The organism is Pseudomonas sp. M5A4_2d, assembly GCF_053345295.1.
On sequence record NZ_JBKEZW010000001.1, the window covers coordinates 1,258,214 to 1,276,735 of the forward strand.

The following is an 18,522-nucleotide window of genomic DNA, read 5'->3' on the forward strand; positions in this document are numbered from 1 at the left end:
AGCAAGAAGATGCACACTCAAACCCATGCCGCACAGCATGAGGCCTCAGCCTCATCGCCCTCCTGGGCACTGCTGGCAGCCATTGTGCTGTTTGCCGCAATCACCCCGACCATCCTGATGACCGCCCCCGCCGTGGCTTCACAGTTGGCGAGCGAATGGCAACTGAGCCCTGCGCAAATCGGTGATCTGTTTTCCGTCGAACTGGGCGCCATGAGCCTGGCGACGCTGCCCGCGCTCTGGTGGCTCAAACGGGTCGACTGGCGGGTGGCGGCCTTGTGCGCCGCACTCCTGTTCATCGCGGCCAATCTGCTGTCGATGCTCGCCGACACCTACGCCAGCTTGCTTGCCTTGCGCTTCGCCAGTGCGTTGGCCGGAGGTTCATTGATGATCATCTGCCTGGCCAGTGCCGCCCATACGGCCAACCCCAGCCGGGTCTACGGGCTATGGGTGATGGGGCAACTGGTGGTCGGCGCCCTGGGCCTTGCGGTACTTCCGGGGTTATTCGAACGCTACGGCTTGAATGCCTGCTACCTCATCCTGGCGGTCCTGATGACCGTACTGTTGCCCCTGGCCCGTGGTTTTCCCCGTGCCAGCCCGGCGAGCAAGGCGAACGATAGCCCTGCGCTGCACCGCTCACCCTGGAAGGCCGCGCTGGGGATCGCAGCGGTCCTGGCCTTTTACATCAGCCTCGGCGGCGTCTGGACCTTCATCGGTGCCCTGGGTGCGCGTGCCGGAATCTCGCCACAGCACAGCGGAGAAGTGTTGGCCGTCGCGACGCTGATGGGCATTGCCGGGGCGGCGTGCGCTGCGCTGATCGGTGCGCGCCTGCCGCGTGGGGTGCTGTTGCTCGCGGGCTATGCACTGATGGCGACCGCCGTGCTGCTACTGCTCGGCCAACCCGCGCTGCTGCGTTTTGCGCTGGCGGCGCTGCTGTTCAAGTTCACCTGGACCTTCATCCTGCCGCTGATCCTCGCCTGCCTGGCCGACCTGGACCACAGCGGCAAGTTGATGAACGCCTCCAACCTGGTGATCGGCGGCGGCCTGGCCATCGGCCCTGCCGTCGCCGGCCGGCTGATCGAGACCAGTGGCGGGTTTACCGCGCTGCTGGTCGGCGCTGCCGTTATCACCTTGCTGTCCCTGGCGATGACCTTCGCCAGCCGCCCATCACAACCCCGTTGAACTGGAGCCTGTATGAACCGAACCACCGCGTTTTTCTTTGATGAAATGACCCTGTGGCACAGCGCCAGTGCCCACGCGCTGACCTTGCCCGTGGGCGGATGGGTGCAGCCGCCGGCCGGCAGCGGGCATGCCGAGTCGCCGGACACCAAGCGACGCTTGAAAAGCCTGCTGGACGTGTCCGGCTTGAGTCGCCACTTGCACCTGCACAGCGCCCCTCCCGCCAGTGAAGAGGATCTGCTGCGGGTGCATGGCAGCCACTACCTGCAACGTTTCAAGGCCCTGAGCGATGCCGGCGGTGGTGAACTCGGCCCCCAGGCCCCGATGGGTCCGGGCAGCTACGAAATTGCCAGGTTATCCGCCGGCTTGACCATCGCCGCGGTGGACACGGTCCTCAAGGGCCAGGCACACAATGCCTATTCGCTGTCGCGGCCACCGGGACACCATTGCTTGGCCGATAGCGCGATGGGCTTCTGTTTCCTCGCCAACATTGCGCTTGCCATCGAAGTGGCCAAGGCGCGCAACGGGCTGGGCAAGGTCGCCGTGATCGACTGGGACGTCCATCATGGCAATGGCACCCAATCGATTTTCGAGGACCGGGGCGATGTGTTGACGATTTCACTGCATCAGGACGGTTGTTATCCGCCGGGTTACAGCGGCGAGCAGGATCGCGGCCGTGGCGCCGGCCTGGGGGCGAATATCAATATTCCATTGCCGCCGGGCAGTGGTCACGACGCGTACCTGCATGCCATGGCGCGCATCGTGGTGCCGGCGCTTGAACGGTTTCAACCGGAGCTGATCATCGTTGCTTGCGGCTATGACGCCAACGCCGTCGACCCGTTGGCGCGCATGCTGCTGCACAGCGACTCTTTCCGACTGATGACCCGCACGCTGCGCCTGGCGGCAGAGCGCCTGTGCCAGGGCCGCCTGGTGCTGGTGCATGAGGGCGGCTACAGCGAAGCCTATGTGCCGTTTTGCGGGTTGGCCACCCTGGAGGAGTTAAGCGGTGTGCGCACGGCGGTGCAAGACCCGATGCTGGAATTTGTCCAGTTGCAGCAACCCAACGCGGCGCTGCTGACATTCCAGAAGCAATGGATCGAGCAGTTGGCGCGCGGGCTCATCGATTAAACCTTGGGCGCCGCCAGCCGCCATAAGCGAGCGATGTCCGAGGCCCGTTCGCGTAATAAACGCGGCGCTTCGCTGCAAGCCTGTTCCAGGCTCATCGGGCCCGAAGGCAAGGCGAATGCGGCGTCCACACCGTGGGCGTACATTTGCTCGTAGCCATCGCCCAGTGTGCCGGCGATCACGATCACCGGCACGTTGTGCTGGCGGGCAATGCGTGCCACGCCGAACGGGGTTTTGCCACGCAGCGTCTGGGCGTCGAAGCGGCCTTCGCCGGTAATCACCAGATCGGCGCCCCGTACGGCTTCGTCCAGCCCCACCAATTCGGCGACGACCTCAACGCCGGCGCGAAATTGCGCGCCCAGGAAGGCCTTGGCGGCAAACCCCAGGCCACCTGCTGCACCACTGCCTGGCTCATCACGCACTTCTTTGGGCAGAACCTTGGCGCAGTGATCGGCAAAATGGCCAAGGGCGGCGTCCAGTTGTTCGACCTGCTGCGCATTCGCACCTTTTTGCGGGCCGAAGATGGCAGAGGCGCCGTGTGCGCCGCACAACGGGTTGTTCACGTCGGCAGCAATCTCAAAGCGTACGTGGGCCAACCGTGGGTCCTGTTGTTCAAGATTGATGCGCGCCAGGCCTGCCAAGGCCAGGCCACCGGGCGCCAGTGGCTGGTCCTGGGCGTCGAAGAGTTGCACGCCGAGCGCCTGCATCGCGCCTGCACCACCGTCGTTGGTGGCGCTGCCGCCAATCGCCAGGATGACGCGCCGGGCGCCAGCATCCAATGCGGCGCGTATCAGTTCGCCGGTGCCGTACGTGGTGCTGGTGCAGGCATCGCGCTGACCCGGCGGCACACGTTGCAAGCCGCTGGCTTCGGCCATCTCGATAATCGCGGTGCAGCTGTCGGCCAGCCAGCCCCAGCGCGCTTCAACCGTCCCTCCCAACGGACCTCGCACAGTGTGGCTGCGCAGTTCGCCATTGCAGGCGGCGAGTACCGAATCCACGGTGCCTTCACCGCCATCGGCCATCGGGCACTGGATCAAGCGTGCATCCGGCCACACCTGGGCCAACCCTTCGGCAATCGCCTGGGCGACGCCTTCGGCACTCAGACTGTCCTTGAATGAGTCGGGGGCGATGATGATTTTCATGGGGTTTCTCCGTTTTTTATAACGCCCATGCTGCCAGTTGGCTGCGGCAATGACGCCGGTCAGATGCACAAGTGTGAGTGAGGTTTGTTGTTCATTTCGACAAAGCCTGGGGCAACAACTGTACGCCGAGGTAAAGGGCAAGCATGCCGTCGAGGGTCAGTGGGTCGACACCACTCAACTCGGCTATGCGCTCCATCCGATAACGCAGGCTGTTGCGGTGAATACCCAACGCATCCGCACACGCCTGGCTCTGGCCGTCGTGTTCGCACCAACTGCGCAACGTCGCCAGCAACTGACCGTTGGTGTCCTTGGCCAACACTTTGCGCAACGGGTTGAGCAATTCGTCGAGGGCGTCTTCATTACGGTGTCGCCAGAGCATCACGGGCAAACGATAACGGTTGAGCGTCAACAGCCGTGATTGCGGGAGAATATCGCGACCATAGGCGAGCAAATCCCCCACGCGACGGTAACACCGGCGCAGCCCCGCCAAGCCATCGGCCTGACCGCCCACGGCCACTCGCAGGATATTCCAGCCCAGGCCTTCAAGCTTCTCCAGCAAGCGCAGGTTATCCACGCGCACCGCTGCAGGTCGGCACCACAGCAGGGAAAATTGCGCGGAGCTGACGCACCAACTGTCCGGGTAGCGGCTGGTGAGCCAGGCGCTCAACGCGTCCGCCGATTGGCCCACGCCCAGCTCGAACAGGTACGGCGTGCGCGTCATTTGCGGTTTGAGCCCCAACTGTTGCGCTTCATCGACCAGGCGCGGCGAGTCGCCGGCGTCGGCCAAAAGCAACGCCAGCAGATCATCACAGCGCTGGCGCCGCCATTGCTGTTCGGCTTGTTGATGGCGATGGCTGACCAGCATTTCCGCCGTCATGCGCACCAACTCAGCGTAAGTGCGCAACAACTCGGGTTCACCGGTAATGCCGAGCACGCCGATCAGCCGCTGGTCGTGCATCAGCGGCAGGTTGATGCCGGGTTGCACGCCCTTCAGGTGTTTGGCGGTCTGGCCGTCGATTTCCACCACCCGACCGTTGGCCAGCACCAACTGCGCGCCTTCATGACGTGTGTTGATGCGCTCCGGCTCACCGCTGCCGAGGATCAAGCCCTGGCTGTCCATGACGTTGACGTTGTAGGGCAGGATGGCCATGGTGCGATTGACGATATCCTGCGCCAGGTCATGATCCAGCTCGAACATGGGGCTAAGTTCCTTGAAAGGCAGGGTTGTTCATAGGCACAGCGCAAAGCACGCTTCACTGTGCGCTAGCACAAAGACAGCACCCCGGCCGGTGGCCGAGACTCTTTGGGCGATCAACGTTACCCTCGCATCGCGAAAAATCATAATAAAGAGAGACTGCCATGTCACAGAGCGCCGCTGCCACACTGGCCACCGATGACGATAAAAACGCCATCTACAAGCGCATTACCCTGCGCCTGATCCCCTTCATTTTCATCTGCTACTTGTTCAACTACCTTGACCGGGTGAACGTTGGCTTTGCCAAGTTGCAGATGCTCGACGCGTTGAAATTCAGTGAGACGGTGTACGGCCTCGGTGCCGGGATCTTCTTTATCGGCTACGTGCTGTGCGGCGTGCCGAGTAACCTGGCGCTGACCAAATTCGGCCCGCGCCGCTGGATCGCGTTGATGATGATCGTGTGGGGCACCTTGTCCACCTGCCTGCTGTTCGTCACGACGCCGACGCATTTCTATGGGCTGCGCCTGTTGACCGGCGCCGCTGAAGCCGGCTTTTTCCCCGGCGTGGTGCTGTACCTCTCGCAGTGGTTCCCAACCTTTCGCCGCGGGCGGATCATGGCATTGTTCATGTCGGCGATTCCGGTGTCCGGCTTGCTCGGCAGCCCGTTCTCCGGCTGGATCCTCAACCACTTTGCTGCAGGCCAGGGTGGCCTGGCGGGCTGGCAGTGGATGTTCCTGCTGCAAGGCATCCCGACCGTAATACTTGGCGCACTCGCTTACTTCCTGCTCAGCGACAGCTTTGCCAATGCCCAGTGGCTCACGCCCCACGAGCGTGCAGTGCTGGAAGCCGATCAGGCGATGGACTTGGCCAACAAGCCGAAGACCACCACCGATTCGCTCGGCGCAGTGTTCAAGAACCCGGCCATCTGGGCGTTCGGCCTGATCTACTTCTGCATCCAGAGCGGTGTGTATGCGATCAACTTCTGGCTGCCGTCGATCATCAAGAACCTGGGTTTCAGCGATAACCTGGTGATTGGCTGGCTGAGTGCGATTCCGTATCTGCTGGCCGCCGTGTTCATGCTGCTGGTGGGCCGCTCCGCCGACTTGCGCAAGGAGCGTCGCTGGCATTTGGTGGTGCCGATGTTGATGGGCGCAATCGGCCTGCTGATCGCGGTGAATTTCGCCACCACCCCGGCGATTGCGATTCTCGGTCTGACCATCGCCACCATGGGCGCGCTCACCGGCCTGCCGATGTTCTGGCCGGTGCCAACCGCCCTGCTCAGTGCAGGCGCGGCGGCAGGCGGTTTGGCGCTGATCAACTCCATGGGCCAGATGGCCGGCTTCCTCAGCCCCTACATCGTAGGGTTTGTGAAGGATGCCACCGGGTCCACGGACATGGCGTTGTACCTGCTGGCGGCGGTGATTGTCGCCGGTAGCCTGTTGGCGCTGCGCATGACACGTACTCTCAAAGTATAAAACCCAGTCCATGTGGGAGGGTGCAAGCCCCTCCCACATTTTGCGCTGTGTTTACAACACACCGCCGCCGTCGATATCCATCACGGCACCGGTCATAAACCCGTTCTCCATGGCCAGCACATACCCCGCCGCAACCTCCTCAGCCTGCCCCACTCGCCCAACCGGCAAGGCCCCGCCAGCCTTGGCGAACATCGCCAGCCGCTGCTCCTCTGTCAGCCCTGCATAAGCCGGTGTATCAATCACCCCCGGGCTGATCACATTGACCCGACGGGGCGCCAATTCTTTTGCCAGTTGCTTGCCCAGCGCTTCGGTCGCAGCGTTGATGCCGGTCTTGATCAACTGGCCGGGCGCCAGTTTGCGGCCCAGTTGGCCCGAGGTCAGGCTGATGCTGCCGTGCTCAGCCAAAAACGGCAGCGCCTGTTGGATTGCCCGCAGCGCGCCCCAGAGTTTTACGTTGAAGTTGTCCTGGGCTTCGGTCAGGTCGGTTTCACTGAGGGTTTTGGCCCGCACCGACGGCCCGGCGGTATAGACCAGATGATCAAAGCGTCCGACCGCTTCGAACAAACGTTGCAGGGAGACGCTGTCGGTCACGTCGACCGGCTCGCTGCGCACGCCGTTGTCGACACTGGAGGCCAAGCGGCGCCCGGCCAGCACCACCTGTGCGCCACGCGCTGCGGCAGCCTTGGCCACTGCCGCGCCGATACCGCTGCTGCCGCCAATCACGATGACGGTTTTACCGCTGAGGGGGGATGTCATGAGGTTGATACCTGATTGAGAAAGTGAGCGTTGATCTTCTCAGCTTGGCAATCAGCGAAAAATCCCGGTAAAACGACAAGATCTTTAAAGGATTTTTACAAATGAGCTCAACCCTGGACCTGGAAGTGTTTGTGCGCACCGCCGACACAGGCAGCCTCTCGGCGGCCGCGCGAAGCCTTAACCTCACGCCGGCAGCAGCCAGTATCGCCCTCAAACGTCTGGAAACTCGCTTGGGCATCCGCCTGCTCGCCCGTTCCACCCGCAGCATGCGCCTGACCGAAGAAGGTCGGCGTTACCTGGACAGCGTACGCATAGCCCTGGAAGCCTTGTCCGAGGGCGAGCAAGCGATCAAACAACAAGGCCAAAGCCTCAGCGGCCTGTTGCAGTTGGCCGCCCCCTCGGATTTCGGGCGCAATGTGCTGCTGGGCTGGCTGGATGAATTCAAGGTCGAGCACCCGAACATCCGCCTGCAGTTGTTGCTCAACGACAGCAACGCCGATTTGTTCCGCGACACCGTCGACATCGCCCTGCGCTTTGGTGTGCCACGGGACTCCAGCCTGGTGGCATTACCCGTCGTGCCCGGCCACCATCGCATTCCTTGCGCGAGCCCTGACTACCTCGCGCGGCACGGTACGCCGCGTACGCCTGCGGACCTGGCGCAACACAGTACGCTGCGCTACATGCGCCGGGGGCAGCCGAATAACACCTGGTACTTTCGCCAGGGCGCACTGCTCCAGGAAGTCGAAGTGACGGGCGATTACCTGAGCGACGATGGCGAAATTGTGCGGCGTTGGGCGTTGGCTGGCCACGGGGTCGCGTATAAGGCCAACCTGGATATCGCCCGGGATATCCAAGCCGGGCGCCTGGTGCCGCTGTTGCCCGATTGGCAAGGCGAGCCCACCCCGTTCAACCTGATGTGCCCTCACCGCCTGCAAGTGTCGGAACGGGTGAAAGTGCTGCATCGTTTTTTACAGCAGCGCTGTCAGACCTTGCTGAGCGCATGAAGAAAGCCGTGCTGGGGTTGTTCCAGAGCCCTTGAGTCTGGTATTGCATCACTTACGTTTCCCAGCCATGAGGATCTTTGCATGATTTACCGCACATTGGGCCAGTCCGGGTTGAAGGTCAGCGCACTGACCCTGGGCACCATGATGTTTGGCGAACAGACCCACACCGAAGACTCGCTGCGCATCATCGACAAGGCCTGGGACCAGGGCATCAACTTTATCGACACCGCCGACGTTTACACCGGCGGGCGCTCCGAAGAAATCGTCGGTGAAGCTATCGCCCGCCACCGCTCGGATTGGGTGGTGGCGTCGAAAGTCGGCATCGGCCCATTGGACGGTTTACCCAACCGCAATGGCTTGAGCCGCAAGCGCATTTTCAACGCACTGGAAGCCAGCCTCACCCGCCTCGACACCGACTACCTGGACATCTATTACCTGCACCGCGAAGACCACGACACGCCGCTGGAAGTGACGGTGTCGGCGATAGGCGACCTGATCCGCCAAGGCAAGATTCGTTATTGGGGCCTGTCCAACTACCGGGGTTGGCGCATCGCTGAAGTGATTCGCGTGGCCGAGCGTTTGGGCGTAGACAAGCCGATCATCAGCCAGCCGTTGTACAACATCGTCAATCGCCAGGCCGAGATCGAACAAATCACCGCCGCAGGCGCCTATGGCTTGGGCGTGGTGCCTTACAGCCCGCTGGCCCGTGGCGTGCTCAGTGGCAAGTACGCACCTGATGTGACGCCCGAAGCCGGCAGCCGCGCGGCGCGCCAGGACAAACGCATTCTGGAAACCGAATGGCGGGTTGAGTCATTGCGTATTGCCCAGCAGATTCAGCAATACACCCAGGGGCGTGGCGTGGGGATCGTCGAGTTTGCGATTGCCTGGGTACTGAACAACTCGGCGGTCAGTTCGGCGATTGTCGGGCCGCGTACCGAGGCGCAGTGGGATGCGTACACCGGGGCGCTGGATGTCAAGATCAGTGCTGAAGATGAGGCGTTTATTGACTCACTGGTGACGCCGGGGCATTCGTCTACGCTGGGGTTTAATGATGTGGGCCATTTTGTCTCGGGTCGCGTAGCTCGTTCTTAGCGTGTACCCCGGCTCGCCCGCCGCCTGTGACCAGTAGCAGGGTGTGGCGAACCGGGCTCACCATAAAAGCCCGCTTGCCACAGGGATTAGCCAAAACCGCGTGTCGTGAAAAATTTCCCGCAAAACGCCCCAAAACAGCGCAACCGTATTCCGCCAAAAGCACCATAATCCCCTCCTGAAATCTCTCTCTTTTGTAGCAATCGGTTTTCGCGAGGACAGTGTGTCTAAAGGTGTTGTTTTATCGGTATTGGCCTCGGTGTTGTTTGCCGTGATGTATTACTTCACTTCGTTGCTCACGCCATTGAGCGGCCTGGAAATTTTTGGCTGGCGCATGTTGCTGACCGTGCCCTGCATGACCGTGTTCATGATCGTCAGTGGCGAATGGCGGCGCGTGTGGGAACTGGTGCGGATGTTGGTGGCCAAGCCGAGGCTGATTGGCGGTGTGCTGCTGTCGTCGGCCCTGTTAGGTGTGCAACTCTGGCTGTTTATGTGGGCACCGCTGAATGGGCGTAGCCTGGATGTGTCGGTGGGGTATTTCCTGCTGCCGCTGACCATGGTGCTGACCGGGCGTTTGGTGTACGGCGAACAGCTATCACGCCTGCAGCAGATCGCGGTATTTTTTGCCGCGCTCGGGGTGCTTAACGAGTTGTATCAGGCCGGTGGTTTTTCCTGGGCGACATTGGTGGTGATCATCGGTTACCCGATCTATTTTGTGGTGCGCAAATACTTGAGCACCGATCACTTGGGCGGCTTGTGGCTGGACATGGCACTGATGCTGCCGGTGGCCTGGTGGTTTGTGCAGAGCGGTGAACAGGGGTTTGCCGTGCTCGATGTGCACCCCAAGCTGTACGCGTTGATTCCGATGCTGGGCTTGATCAGTGCCTCCGCCCTGGTGAGCTATATCGTTGCCAGCCGCTTGCTGGCGTTCAGCCTGTTTGGCTTGCTCAGCTACGTGGAGCCCGTATTGCTGCTGGCGGTGGCGTTGATATTGGGAGAAGGCATCAAGGGCGGCCAATGGCTGACTTACATCCCGATCTGGCTGGCGGTAATGGTGCTGGTGTATGAAGGGTTCAAGCACTTGGTGCGTCAGCGCAGAGCGTGATTCGCAGGCAATAAAAAGCCCGCCCGAGGGTTAACCTCGGGCGGGCTTTTTTACGCTTAGTCGGCGGTCAGTACACCACGACGCACCTGGTCACGCTCGATTGACTCGAACAGTGCCTTGAAGTTGCCCTCGCCAAACCCATCATCGCCCTTGCGCTGGATGAATTCGAAGAACACCGGGCCCATCAGGGTTTCCGAGAAGATCTGCAGCAGCAGACGTTTGTCGCCTTCAATCGAAGAACCGTCGAGCAGAATGCCGCGTGCTTGCAGTTGGTCCACTGGCTCGCCGTGATTCGGCAGGCGGCCTTCAAGCATTTCATAGTACGTGTCCGGCGGCGCCGTCATGAAGCGCATGCCGATCTTCTTCAGCGCGTCCCAGGTCTTGATCAGGTCGTCGGTGAGGAACGCCACGTGCTGAATGCCCTCCCCGTTGAACTGCATCAGGAACTCTTCGATCTGGCCGGCACCCTTGGAGGACTCTTCGTTCAGCGGGATGCGGATCATGCCGTCCGGGGCACTCATGGCCTTGGAGGTCAGGCCGGTGTATTCGCCCTTGATGTCGAAGTAACGCGCTTCACGGAAGTTGAACAACTTCTCGTAGAAGTTGGCCCAGTAGACCATGCGCCCGCGGTACACGTTATGGGTCAGGTGGTCGATGACCTTGAGGCCGGCACCCACCGGGTTGCGGTCAACGCCTTCGAGGTACACGAAGTCGATGTCATAGATCGAGCTGCCCTCACCGAAACGGTCGATCAAATACAGCGGCGCGCCGCCGATGCCCTTGATCGCCGGCAGGTTCAGTTCCATGGGCCCGGTTTGAATATGGATTGGCTGGGCGCCCAGCTCCAACGCGCGGTTAAACGCCTGTTGCGAGTCTTTGACGCGGAACGCCATGCCGCACACCGATGGGCCGTGCTCGGCCGCGAAGTAGGATGCGAGGCTGTCAGGCTCGTTGTTGAGGATCAGGTTGATCTCGCCCTGGCGGAACAGGTCGACGTTCTTGGAGCGGTGGGTCGCGACTTTGGTGAAGCCCATGATCTCGAAGATCGGCTCCAGGGTGCCCGGGGTTGGCGATGCGAATTCGATAAATTCAAAGCCCATCAGGCCCATTGGGTTTTCGTATTGGTCGGCCATTTTCGGCGCCTCATTCTTGTAGTGAACAAATAGTTATTTGCGAGCAAGGATGAGGTCGGAGGGAGGCGCACAAGAGAGGCCCCGCACACTGCGTGCGAGGAAGTCACCAAAGATCAGGGGGGAGCCGAATAGCTTCATGGTTACATCAGTCTCTGACGGCCGAGGCTTGCGTGAGCGCAAGTCCATATTCTTGTATGCGTAAATCGATTCTACACAGCGTAACCGTATTTGTCCGCACTCTTATCAAATCCCCATTGGCTTGGCCTGCGCAAGGGGTTTGTTGCACAGATAGATGCCGGACAGGATCACCGCACCGCCCAGCACCATGGGCGCAGTCAGTTGTTCGCCCAGCAGCAGTGCGCCGCAAATCACCGCTGTCAGCGGGTTAAGCGCAATAAACACACCGGCACGGGTCGCGCCGATGCGCCGAATGCCGTCGTAATAGCCGATGTACGCCAGTGCTGAGCCCAGCACGCCCAGGTACAACAAACTCAATGCCTGCGGCAGTTGGAGGCTGCCGAGCCCTTCGGCGGTGAAACGTCCCATGAACAGGGTGAGGACGGTGAGCATCAAGGTGCCCAGCAGCACGGACCAGGTGACGGTTTGCAAAGGGCCGAGGCTCTGATTCAGCTCACGGGAAAACAGCGAGTAAATCCCCCACCCCACTACGCAGCCAAAAATCAGCACGTCGCCCCGCCAGTTGCTCGCGGTGCTGTGCAGCAGCTCAGGGTTGCGACTGACGATCACCACGGCGGCGCCGGCCAGGCATAAGGCGATGCCCGTAACTTTGCCGACACTCAGGCGCTCTTTGAAGAGCCACCATGAGGCCAGGCCGATCACCGCCGGATTCAACGCCACGATCAACGAGGCGCGCGATGCGTTGACGTAATGCAGGCCATAGAAAAAACACAGGTTATAGAAAAAGATGCCAAAGAAACCCAGCACGCTCAGCCGTATCAGTTGCCGAGGATCGGGTCGCGCCAGAGGAATCCGCGCGCACACCATAAACAGCAGCAGCGCCAGGCTGGCCAGGATAAACCGCAGGCTGGCGGCCAGTAGCGGGTCGACCTGATCGGCCAGGTAGCGCCCGGCGACAAACGTGCCGCCCCATATCATGGTCACAGCAGCAAGTTTCAGATAGGTCAGTCGTTCGGACAGGGGGTGCATAAGGATGTGCTCAGGGTACTGAAGGATTGGCGTATTCTTCGACTAATGATCGGTAATCGTAAAATGAGCCTTTACTCATGACCCTGACGCAGTTGGAAATCTTTTCGTTAGTCGCCGAACTGCAAGGTTTTACCAGTGCGGCTCACCGCCTCGGCATCAGTCAATCCGCGGTGTCGCATGCGATCAAGGCCCTGGAACAAGAGCTGGGCGTGGAATTGTTCCGGCGCCACCAGTCGTTGGTGGAACTGAGCGATATCGGCGCGCAATTACTCGGGCGCGCGCGTGCAATGCTGGGCCTGGCCAATACCTTGCAGCAGGAAGCGGCCGATGCCCGCGGGATGAAACGCGGCACACTGCGGATTGGGTCGTTCGGGCCGACGGCGTCAATCCGCATCTTGCCTACGCTCCTGCGGCAGTTTCGACAGGCTTATCCGGGCATCGAAGTGCACGTGGACGAAGGGCCCGACAGACAGGTTATCCAGTGGCTGGATGAGCGCAGGATCGATGTCGGGTTTGTGGTGCTGGATCAGGAGCGCTTCGACACCGTGGCCTTGTTCGAGGACCAACTGGTGGCACTGCTACCCGCCGCTCATCCACTGGCCGCTAACGCGGCGCTGCCCTTGCAAGCGTTGTGTGATGACCCTTTTATTCTCACCGAGGCCGGTTCCTCGGAACTGGTGATGCGTTTGTTCAGCGAGGCCCGTTTAAGGCCTAAAGTGCGTTATCGCTGCGCCCAATTGCTCAGCACGCTGGAAGCCGTCAGCCGTGGCGACGGGCTGAGTATCGTGGCGCAAGCGTCGCTGCCGGAACGCGTCGACCCACGCTATGCAGCGCGGCCGTTGTCTCCCGCGGTGCCACGCCGGATCGGTCTGGCCGTGCTTGACCGCCGCCAGTCCTCACCTGCCACCCTGGCGTTCATCGCGCTGGCGCAAAAGCTGCACCACGCCGGGACTTAGCGATAACTCATGGTGAACGAGGCCAACCCGTTGGCGACGCCGGGCGTGATCGTTTGCTCGGTTTGGACGTAACGGGCGGTCAAGGGGATCGTCACCTTGCCATTGCCGGTGCTGCCCACCTGCCATTGATTCAGGTTGCCCACTTCCGCGGAATCGGCGCCATACCTCACCAATTGGGCGCCATGCAGCAGTTGCAGCGCCACGCCACGGGCGTTTGAAGTGCGGGTCAGGGTCAACCGGTCGCTGCGATTAGCGTTGTCAGTCTGGTCGGTTATCGTGATGAATACATCTTGGGTGCCACCGGTTCCGCCAGCGCACTCCAAGGTAATATCCTGAGTTACGCTGCCGGCGAAACTGCCTGGCCCCTTGAAATCACGGCTGGCTATACGCCCCACCGGCATCGCAATCGACGGCGCAGAGACACGGCAGGTAGGCCTGCGCGGGGGTGCTATAACCGCAGGGGTAAAGTTGACCGCCACATAGCCCGGACCTGCGGTCGATACATTTGTCAGCGTGTACCTCGCGATATTGCGGGAGGGAATCGTACCGGCCGATACCGGCCCGGTGGCAACCAGATAGACCCGCCCTTGAAGCCCCCAGCCATTGGGTTTGTTATGTTTGGTGTTTAACAGTGTGGTGCCGGTGTGGCTGATGGCACGCATTGGCTGGCCGGGGTCCCTGGCCATCATGGCGAACCCGACCCCGGGCAGGCCAGTGGCATACACCGGCATTGACACGCCTGAGGCGCTGAACGTCCTACCACTGACTGGCGAATTGACCACGCTCATGTTCGCAGACACCGGTTGCTCGATGGGCCAGTCCTGATATCGACACAGCATCACAAAGCTATTGTTGCCGAAGTCATAACCGTTCGCCGCACCTATCACCTGACCCACTTGCGGGTTGACCGGCAAGGTGATCGGCGCAATAGAGAGGTTCACTGTCGCTTGGGGTGTACACGTGCCAGCACTGAAATGAGCATGGGCCGCCATCGCAACTCCCCAGCCCGCCAACAGAGCGCTCATGCGTAAAAACCTGATCATATCGCCACATCCTCTGTTACAGGACCCGCCAGGGACACCGAATGCTCGCGCGTCACGCCGTGGTCATCCAGGGTGGTAAAGCGCAGCGTCGCCGAGCCTTGCCAAGGTTCTGACCGGCCTTTCAACATCAGGTTTGCCGTGGTGCGTGGCAACAGCATCGGCGGGTCCTCACTGGGGTATTCGACGCCCTCCAGGGTCAGCACGACGCTGGATAACGTCACATGAAAAGCACTGGGGTTATGCACCCGTAGCACCGGGCTGTCGCCGCCCAGCCGCCACCGCAGGGTCTGCACGGCGTCCACCTCCCGGCCTGCCAGCTCCTCTGGGCGCAGGAACAGCTTGATTCGTGTGCGAAAGACAAATTGCAGTTGATTGCTAGTCCTGGCCGTGGGCCGGATACCTCGTACATTCAGCCAATACACTGACTCTTGAGGGCGTGCGTTCGCCTGCTCCTCAGCGGGGTGGTAAGCCAACCGCAACCCCTGTGCCGTGCCGGCCTCCAGCCGCAGGATCGGCGGGCTGACCGTAAACGGTACGTCACTCAACTCCGGCAAGGCCTCAGGGTCGCCGCGATCAATCCATACCTGCACCAACCTCGGGCCGTCAGCTTCGTTGCGAAGGTTGACCGTCACCTCCCGCGCGGCGGCGGGGTAGATGATGCGGGTTCGATCTATGACGATTTCCCCGTGCGCCGGCCACATCTGAGCCGCCAGTGCCAGACCGAACACGGTCCTCAACCACCTGTTAAACATCAACTGCTCTCCTCCTGCCTACCCAGGTCGCCCTTGCACTGGCTGATCAACTGGTCCGCGTTTTGCTGGCGCCGGCCGGGTTCTCGGGGTGGCAAGCGATACTGGATAAAGCAGCGCTCGCCGGCGGCCTCAGCCCAGCGGACGGTCAGCGTGCCGTGCTCGGCAACGCCACGCACAAACGCCTTGCCGGCCTGCCCGATAACGCCGACTTCACTACCGTGTTCATCGAACACCTGTGCGGCGAACGGCACGGGTCTGCCGTCTGGATGGGTCGCCTTGATCACCACCGCCCGGCCGCTGACGGTCTCGAACCTGACCCGCGACACCGCCCCCATCGTGGGGACGACGTGATGGTTGGACGCTTTCAACTCCACATCCATGGGCATGCCCTGTGGATCAATGGCCACTTCATTGCGCTGGTACGCCCTGAGCGAGGGCATGACGCCATAGCCGTGTTTGTCGATACGCACCCCGGAACTGCCGAGCTGCGCGCCCTGCGCATCCGGCGCATAAACCAGCGCCGAGGCTTCCCCAAGGCTTGGCGAGAGCGTGACGCCGCCGTCATGGGCGATGAGCCCGCCATCGGCGCTCATGGACACTTGCGCGCTGTCCCGGCTCTGGCCATAACCGGCGCGCAGGCTGGCGGTGTTGCTGCGATAGCCCGTGTAGGCATTGAAACTTGAGCCGTGCTGGTTACCCGTTCCGTGGCTGCCGATCAGCCCGTAGTGAGTGTGATCTGAATCCCCCAGCAAACCATTGATTCCGACTTGCTGTTGGCTGCCGCGCGAATCACCGGCGTCCCGGTAAAGCGAACTGCTCAGGGTCGGTGCGTGCGCGCCATCGCCCAACGGCATGGAGAGGGTCAGTACCAGATGATTATCGACACGCCCTGCTTGCGTGGCCCGGCCAAAAAAGATCTCGTCACTGCGTTCTCGGTCGCTCGAGCGATGCATTTCACTGACCCTTGAGCGCTGCGCCGAGAGGTTCCAGTTGAGCTTCTTCCAATGGGCCCCATAGCTGACAGTGAATGAAGTCTGGCGCCCTTGCGTCCCGGCCCAGTAGTCGATGGAACTGCCGTACACACTCAGCGTGCCCTCGCCCACCTGCTGACTGATCGTCAGGTCCAATCGACTTTTCTGCCGGGTATAACTGCCCATGCTCCCGCCGTGATGCCCCAGTTCCCGTACAGTCAGCGCGTCAGGCAGGCTCAGATAGCCTTCGGTAGAGAAGCGATAGGCCCCCAACATAAAATGTGTCCCTGAGTACGGCACGTTCTTGCTATAGGCCAGTCCCCAGCTTTGTCCGCCGAACAGCCCTTGCCCCGGCACCTGAGTACGCGAGCGCGTGCTGTCGAGGGCGAACGCGCCGATGGGCGTGCTCATCGCCACACCCACCTTGGCTTGACCATAACCCTGGGAAAGCGTGCTGCCTGCGTAGGCGGTCAGGCTATTCGTGAGCCCCTGCTGGAGGGTGCCCTGGAATACCGTGGGGCTGGCGCCGGCTAGCCCGCGTTGTTGCACGCGCCCCATGGTCACGGTGTAGTGGGTAGCGCCATTACGTAACAGGTGCGGGGCAACCGAATAGGGCACGACAAAGGTGCTACGCCGCCCGCCCACCTCGGTGACGCTGACGTTGAGGTCGCCACCGTAACCGGTGGGGTAAAGATCATCGATCACAAACGGCCCGGGAGCCACCGTGGTTTCGTAGAGCGTGTAGCCATTCTGGCGCACCGTCACCGTGGCAGTGCTTTCGGCGACGCCGCGAACCTGGGGTGCATAGCCTTGTTGCGACTGCGCAAGCATGCGGTCCTCGGTCGCCAGGGTAATACCCCGTACGCGCACGCCGTCGAGGATCTGGCCGCTGCTGAAACTGTCGCCAACGGTAAGTTGCGAACGCCAGGTTGAAAGGGAGCGTTGCAGGTAGGTAGCCGTTTGTTGATAAGGCAACCGGCCACTTCGCGATGCCCAGGCTTGCCCTCCCTGGTGGCGCAGTCGCCAGTCACCCAGGTTGACGCCGCCGTTAAGGCCCAGGTAGCCCCGGTCCTCACCGGCGCCCGACGTCACGGCTGCGGCGCTGAAGTTGTAATTGAGCAGTGCGGCATCAATGCCCTCGTCCCACTGGGCAGGGTCAATGTAGTCGCGTGCGGAGCGGTTGATGTAGACCTGCGGGATACTCAGGTCCAGCGTCAGCGACTCGGTGTCGACGCGGCTGCTGGCCATGGGGATCCAGTCGGCAAAATCGCGGCAGGCAGCCTGCGAGGCGCCGTCGAGTGGGTGCAGCACCACCCCGAGTTCGGCAAGCTGTTGCGCACTCACGCACGGCTGCGCGCCATCCTGCTCATTGCGGGGCACGAAATTGAGCGCGTGGCGACCAATCGATTGCCCATTGAGCATCACGTCTACGCGATAAACGCCAGGCGCTAGCGTATTGACGGCATTGAAACGCGTGATGTCCGCCGGGCTGGACTGGCCGCTGCTGAAAGCCTCTATGTCAAACAACAATGGGGCAGCCTCGACCGATATCACCAGCGTACTCAGGAGGCCGAACAACACCACCAGCCGAGGATGGGAAAACAGCCAGGCGCATTGGTAGAGCGTAAATTGTAATGAGGCAGGCATAGTCAGAACTTCAGGGGCGCACGCTGCGGCGGGGAAAACGCGCCGTAGTCATTGATGTATTTAAAATGCACCTGGGCATCAGCGGGAATTGCATGCACGACCTCGCGCACGGCCAGTGTCAGATGACCGCCGGGCGCCACCATGCCCTCTCCCGCCGGCAGCAGGCGCGCGTCAGGTTGCGCGCCCATGGCCAGCGCGACCTCGTTGAATGTCACGTGATAGGCCGATGGGTTGTGCACTTCCAGGAGCGCGCCCTGGGCGCTGCGGTGCAGGGTCCAGCGTAATTGGGCGGGCGCCTCGTCCGTGCTGCCGGGTAAATGGGCCGGCCGAAAAAACACTTTGGTGCGGATGCGAAAGGCGAACTGCAGGTGGCTCGCAGGAGCGTCGTCCTGAGCGGACTGCTCAGCGTTGACCTTGGGCGGAATCTCAAGCGCGTTCAGCCAAAACACTGACTCGCGGTCAGCCGGCAGCGGCTCTTGGGTATAGACCAATCGCACCGCCTGGCTTTTGCCCGGGTCCAGACGGAATACCGGTGGCGAAAGAATGAAAGGCACTTCACTGCCTGACGGGGCTGGCGCTTGGTCACCCGGGTCCAGCCACACCTGCACCAGGCGCGGAGCCCGCGGGTCGTCGTTGGTCAGGCGTAGCGTGACTTCACGGCGCTGCTGCGGGTAGATGTGCCGAGTGCCATCAATCACCACGCCGGCGTGGGCGGCGCTTGGCCATCCCGCACTGATCGAAAGGGTCATCAGCAGGCAACTCAGAAGCAAGGGTCGGGCGAGCATG

General features: G+C 61.6%; 15 protein-coding genes and 1 pseudogene. 7 read left to right on the forward strand and 9 right to left on the reverse strand.

The features are described 5' to 3' along the window. Positions 1 to 9: 9 nt before the first annotated feature. A pseudogene (locus tag ACLBW8_RS05735) lies at positions 10 to 1,195 on the forward strand (MFS transporter). Next, a complete protein-coding gene (locus tag ACLBW8_RS05740; protein WP_447804840.1) occupies positions 1,192 to 2,304 on the forward strand; it encodes a class II histone deacetylase in 1,113 nt (370 codons plus the stop codon). The pseudogene ACLBW8_RS05735 and the gene ACLBW8_RS05740 overlap by 4 nt, the downstream one beginning before the upstream one ends. Here ACLBW8_RS05740 and ACLBW8_RS05745 read toward each other — a convergent pair. Both ACLBW8_RS05745 and ACLBW8_RS05750 read right to left on the reverse strand, forming a co-directional pair. Continuing rightward, positions 2,301 to 3,443, reverse strand: coding sequence for a glycerate kinase (locus tag ACLBW8_RS05745; RefSeq protein ID WP_447804841.1), 1,143 nt, complete (start codon positions 3,441 to 3,443; stop codon positions 2,301 to 2,303). The two genes, ACLBW8_RS05740 and ACLBW8_RS05745, sit on opposite strands and share 4 nt — an antisense overlap. 91 nt (positions 3,444 to 3,534) lie before the next feature. Then, on the reverse strand, positions 3,535 to 4,641 hold the full coding sequence (locus ACLBW8_RS05750) for a sugar diacid recognition domain-containing protein (protein WP_447804842.1): 1,107 nt from the start codon (positions 4,639 to 4,641) through the stop codon (positions 3,535 to 3,537). A gap of 161 nt (positions 4,642 to 4,802) precedes the next feature. Between ACLBW8_RS05750 and ACLBW8_RS05755 the strand changes: the two genes are divergently transcribed. Continuing rightward, entirely contained in the window at positions 4,803 to 6,113 is a 1,311-nt protein-coding gene (locus ACLBW8_RS05755) for an MFS transporter (RefSeq protein ID WP_432751776.1), read from the forward strand. A 51-nt stretch (positions 6,114 to 6,164) separates the two neighbouring features. On the opposite strand, the gene ACLBW8_RS05760 is transcribed toward ACLBW8_RS05755, so the two are convergent. Continuing rightward, positions 6,165 to 6,869: an SDR family oxidoreductase gene (locus ACLBW8_RS05760; RefSeq protein WP_447804843.1), complete on the reverse strand. Its 705-nt coding sequence runs from the start codon at positions 6,867 to 6,869 to the stop codon at positions 6,165 to 6,167. A 101-nt stretch (positions 6,870 to 6,970) separates the two neighbouring features. Here ACLBW8_RS05760 and ACLBW8_RS05765 point away from each other — a divergent pair, with 101 nt between their 5' ends. The 3 genes from ACLBW8_RS05765 (at position 6,971) to rarD (ending at position 10,067) form a co-directional block, all read left to right on the forward strand. Beyond that, positions 6,971 to 7,873, forward strand: coding sequence for a LysR family transcriptional regulator (locus ACLBW8_RS05765; protein ID WP_064452509.1), 903 nt, complete (start codon positions 6,971 to 6,973; stop codon positions 7,871 to 7,873). A gap of 81 nt (positions 7,874 to 7,954) precedes the next feature. Further along, positions 7,955 to 8,965: an aldo/keto reductase gene (locus tag ACLBW8_RS05770; protein ID WP_447804844.1), complete on the forward strand. Its 1,011-nt coding sequence runs from the start codon at positions 7,955 to 7,957 to the stop codon at positions 8,963 to 8,965. A gap of 220 nt (positions 8,966 to 9,185) precedes the next feature. Next, positions 9,186 to 10,067, forward strand: coding sequence for an EamA family transporter RarD (gene rarD / locus ACLBW8_RS05775; protein ID WP_447804845.1), 882 nt, complete (start codon positions 9,186 to 9,188; stop codon positions 10,065 to 10,067). A gap of 56 nt (positions 10,068 to 10,123) precedes the next feature. Here rarD and hppD read toward each other — a convergent pair whose 3' ends face one another. Both hppD and ACLBW8_RS05785 read right to left on the reverse strand, forming a co-directional pair. After that, positions 10,124 to 11,200 carry a 4-hydroxyphenylpyruvate dioxygenase gene (gene hppD / locus ACLBW8_RS05780; RefSeq protein ID WP_064452512.1) on the reverse strand — a complete coding sequence of 359 codons (1,077 nt, stop codon included), beginning with the start codon at positions 11,198 to 11,200 and terminating at the stop codon, positions 10,124 to 10,126. Positions 11,201 to 11,443: 243 nt separating this feature from the next. Beyond that, positions 11,444 to 12,367, reverse strand: a complete 924-nt coding sequence (locus ACLBW8_RS05785) for a DMT family transporter (RefSeq protein WP_447804846.1) — start codon at positions 12,365 to 12,367, stop codon at positions 11,444 to 11,446. A 77-nt stretch (positions 12,368 to 12,444) separates the two neighbouring features. Between ACLBW8_RS05785 and ACLBW8_RS05790 the strand changes: the two genes are divergently transcribed. Then, positions 12,445 to 13,323, forward strand: a complete 879-nt coding sequence (locus ACLBW8_RS05790; RefSeq protein WP_447804847.1) for a LysR family transcriptional regulator — start codon at positions 12,445 to 12,447, stop codon at positions 13,321 to 13,323. On the opposite strand, the gene ACLBW8_RS05795 is transcribed toward ACLBW8_RS05790, so the two are convergent. From ACLBW8_RS05795 to ACLBW8_RS05810, 4 genes are read right to left on the reverse strand one after another with little or no spacing between them, the layout of a single operon-like run. Further along, complete coding sequence (locus ACLBW8_RS05795; RefSeq protein ID WP_447804848.1) at positions 13,320 to 14,348, reverse strand: fimbrial protein; 1,029 nt, start codon at positions 14,346 to 14,348, stop codon at positions 13,320 to 13,322. The genes ACLBW8_RS05790 and ACLBW8_RS05795 overlap by 4 nt on opposite strands. Before the next feature lie 14 nt (positions 14,349 to 14,362). Then, the gene (locus ACLBW8_RS05800; protein ID WP_447804849.1) at positions 14,363 to 15,118 is read right to left on the reverse strand and encodes a fimbrial biogenesis chaperone; all 756 of its coding nucleotides are present in this window, start codon (positions 15,116 to 15,118) and stop codon (positions 14,363 to 14,365) included. Continuing rightward, on the reverse strand, positions 15,118 to 17,736 hold the full coding sequence (locus ACLBW8_RS05805; protein ID WP_447804850.1) for a fimbria/pilus outer membrane usher protein: 2,619 nt from the start codon (positions 17,734 to 17,736) through the stop codon (positions 15,118 to 15,120). The genes ACLBW8_RS05800 and ACLBW8_RS05805 overlap by 1 nt, the downstream gene beginning before the upstream one ends. Positions 17,737 to 17,738: 2 nt before the next feature. Further along, entirely contained in the window at positions 17,739 to 18,521 is a 783-nt protein-coding gene (locus ACLBW8_RS05810) for a fimbrial biogenesis chaperone (protein ID WP_447804851.1), read from the reverse strand. Position 18,522 lies beyond the last annotated feature (1 nt).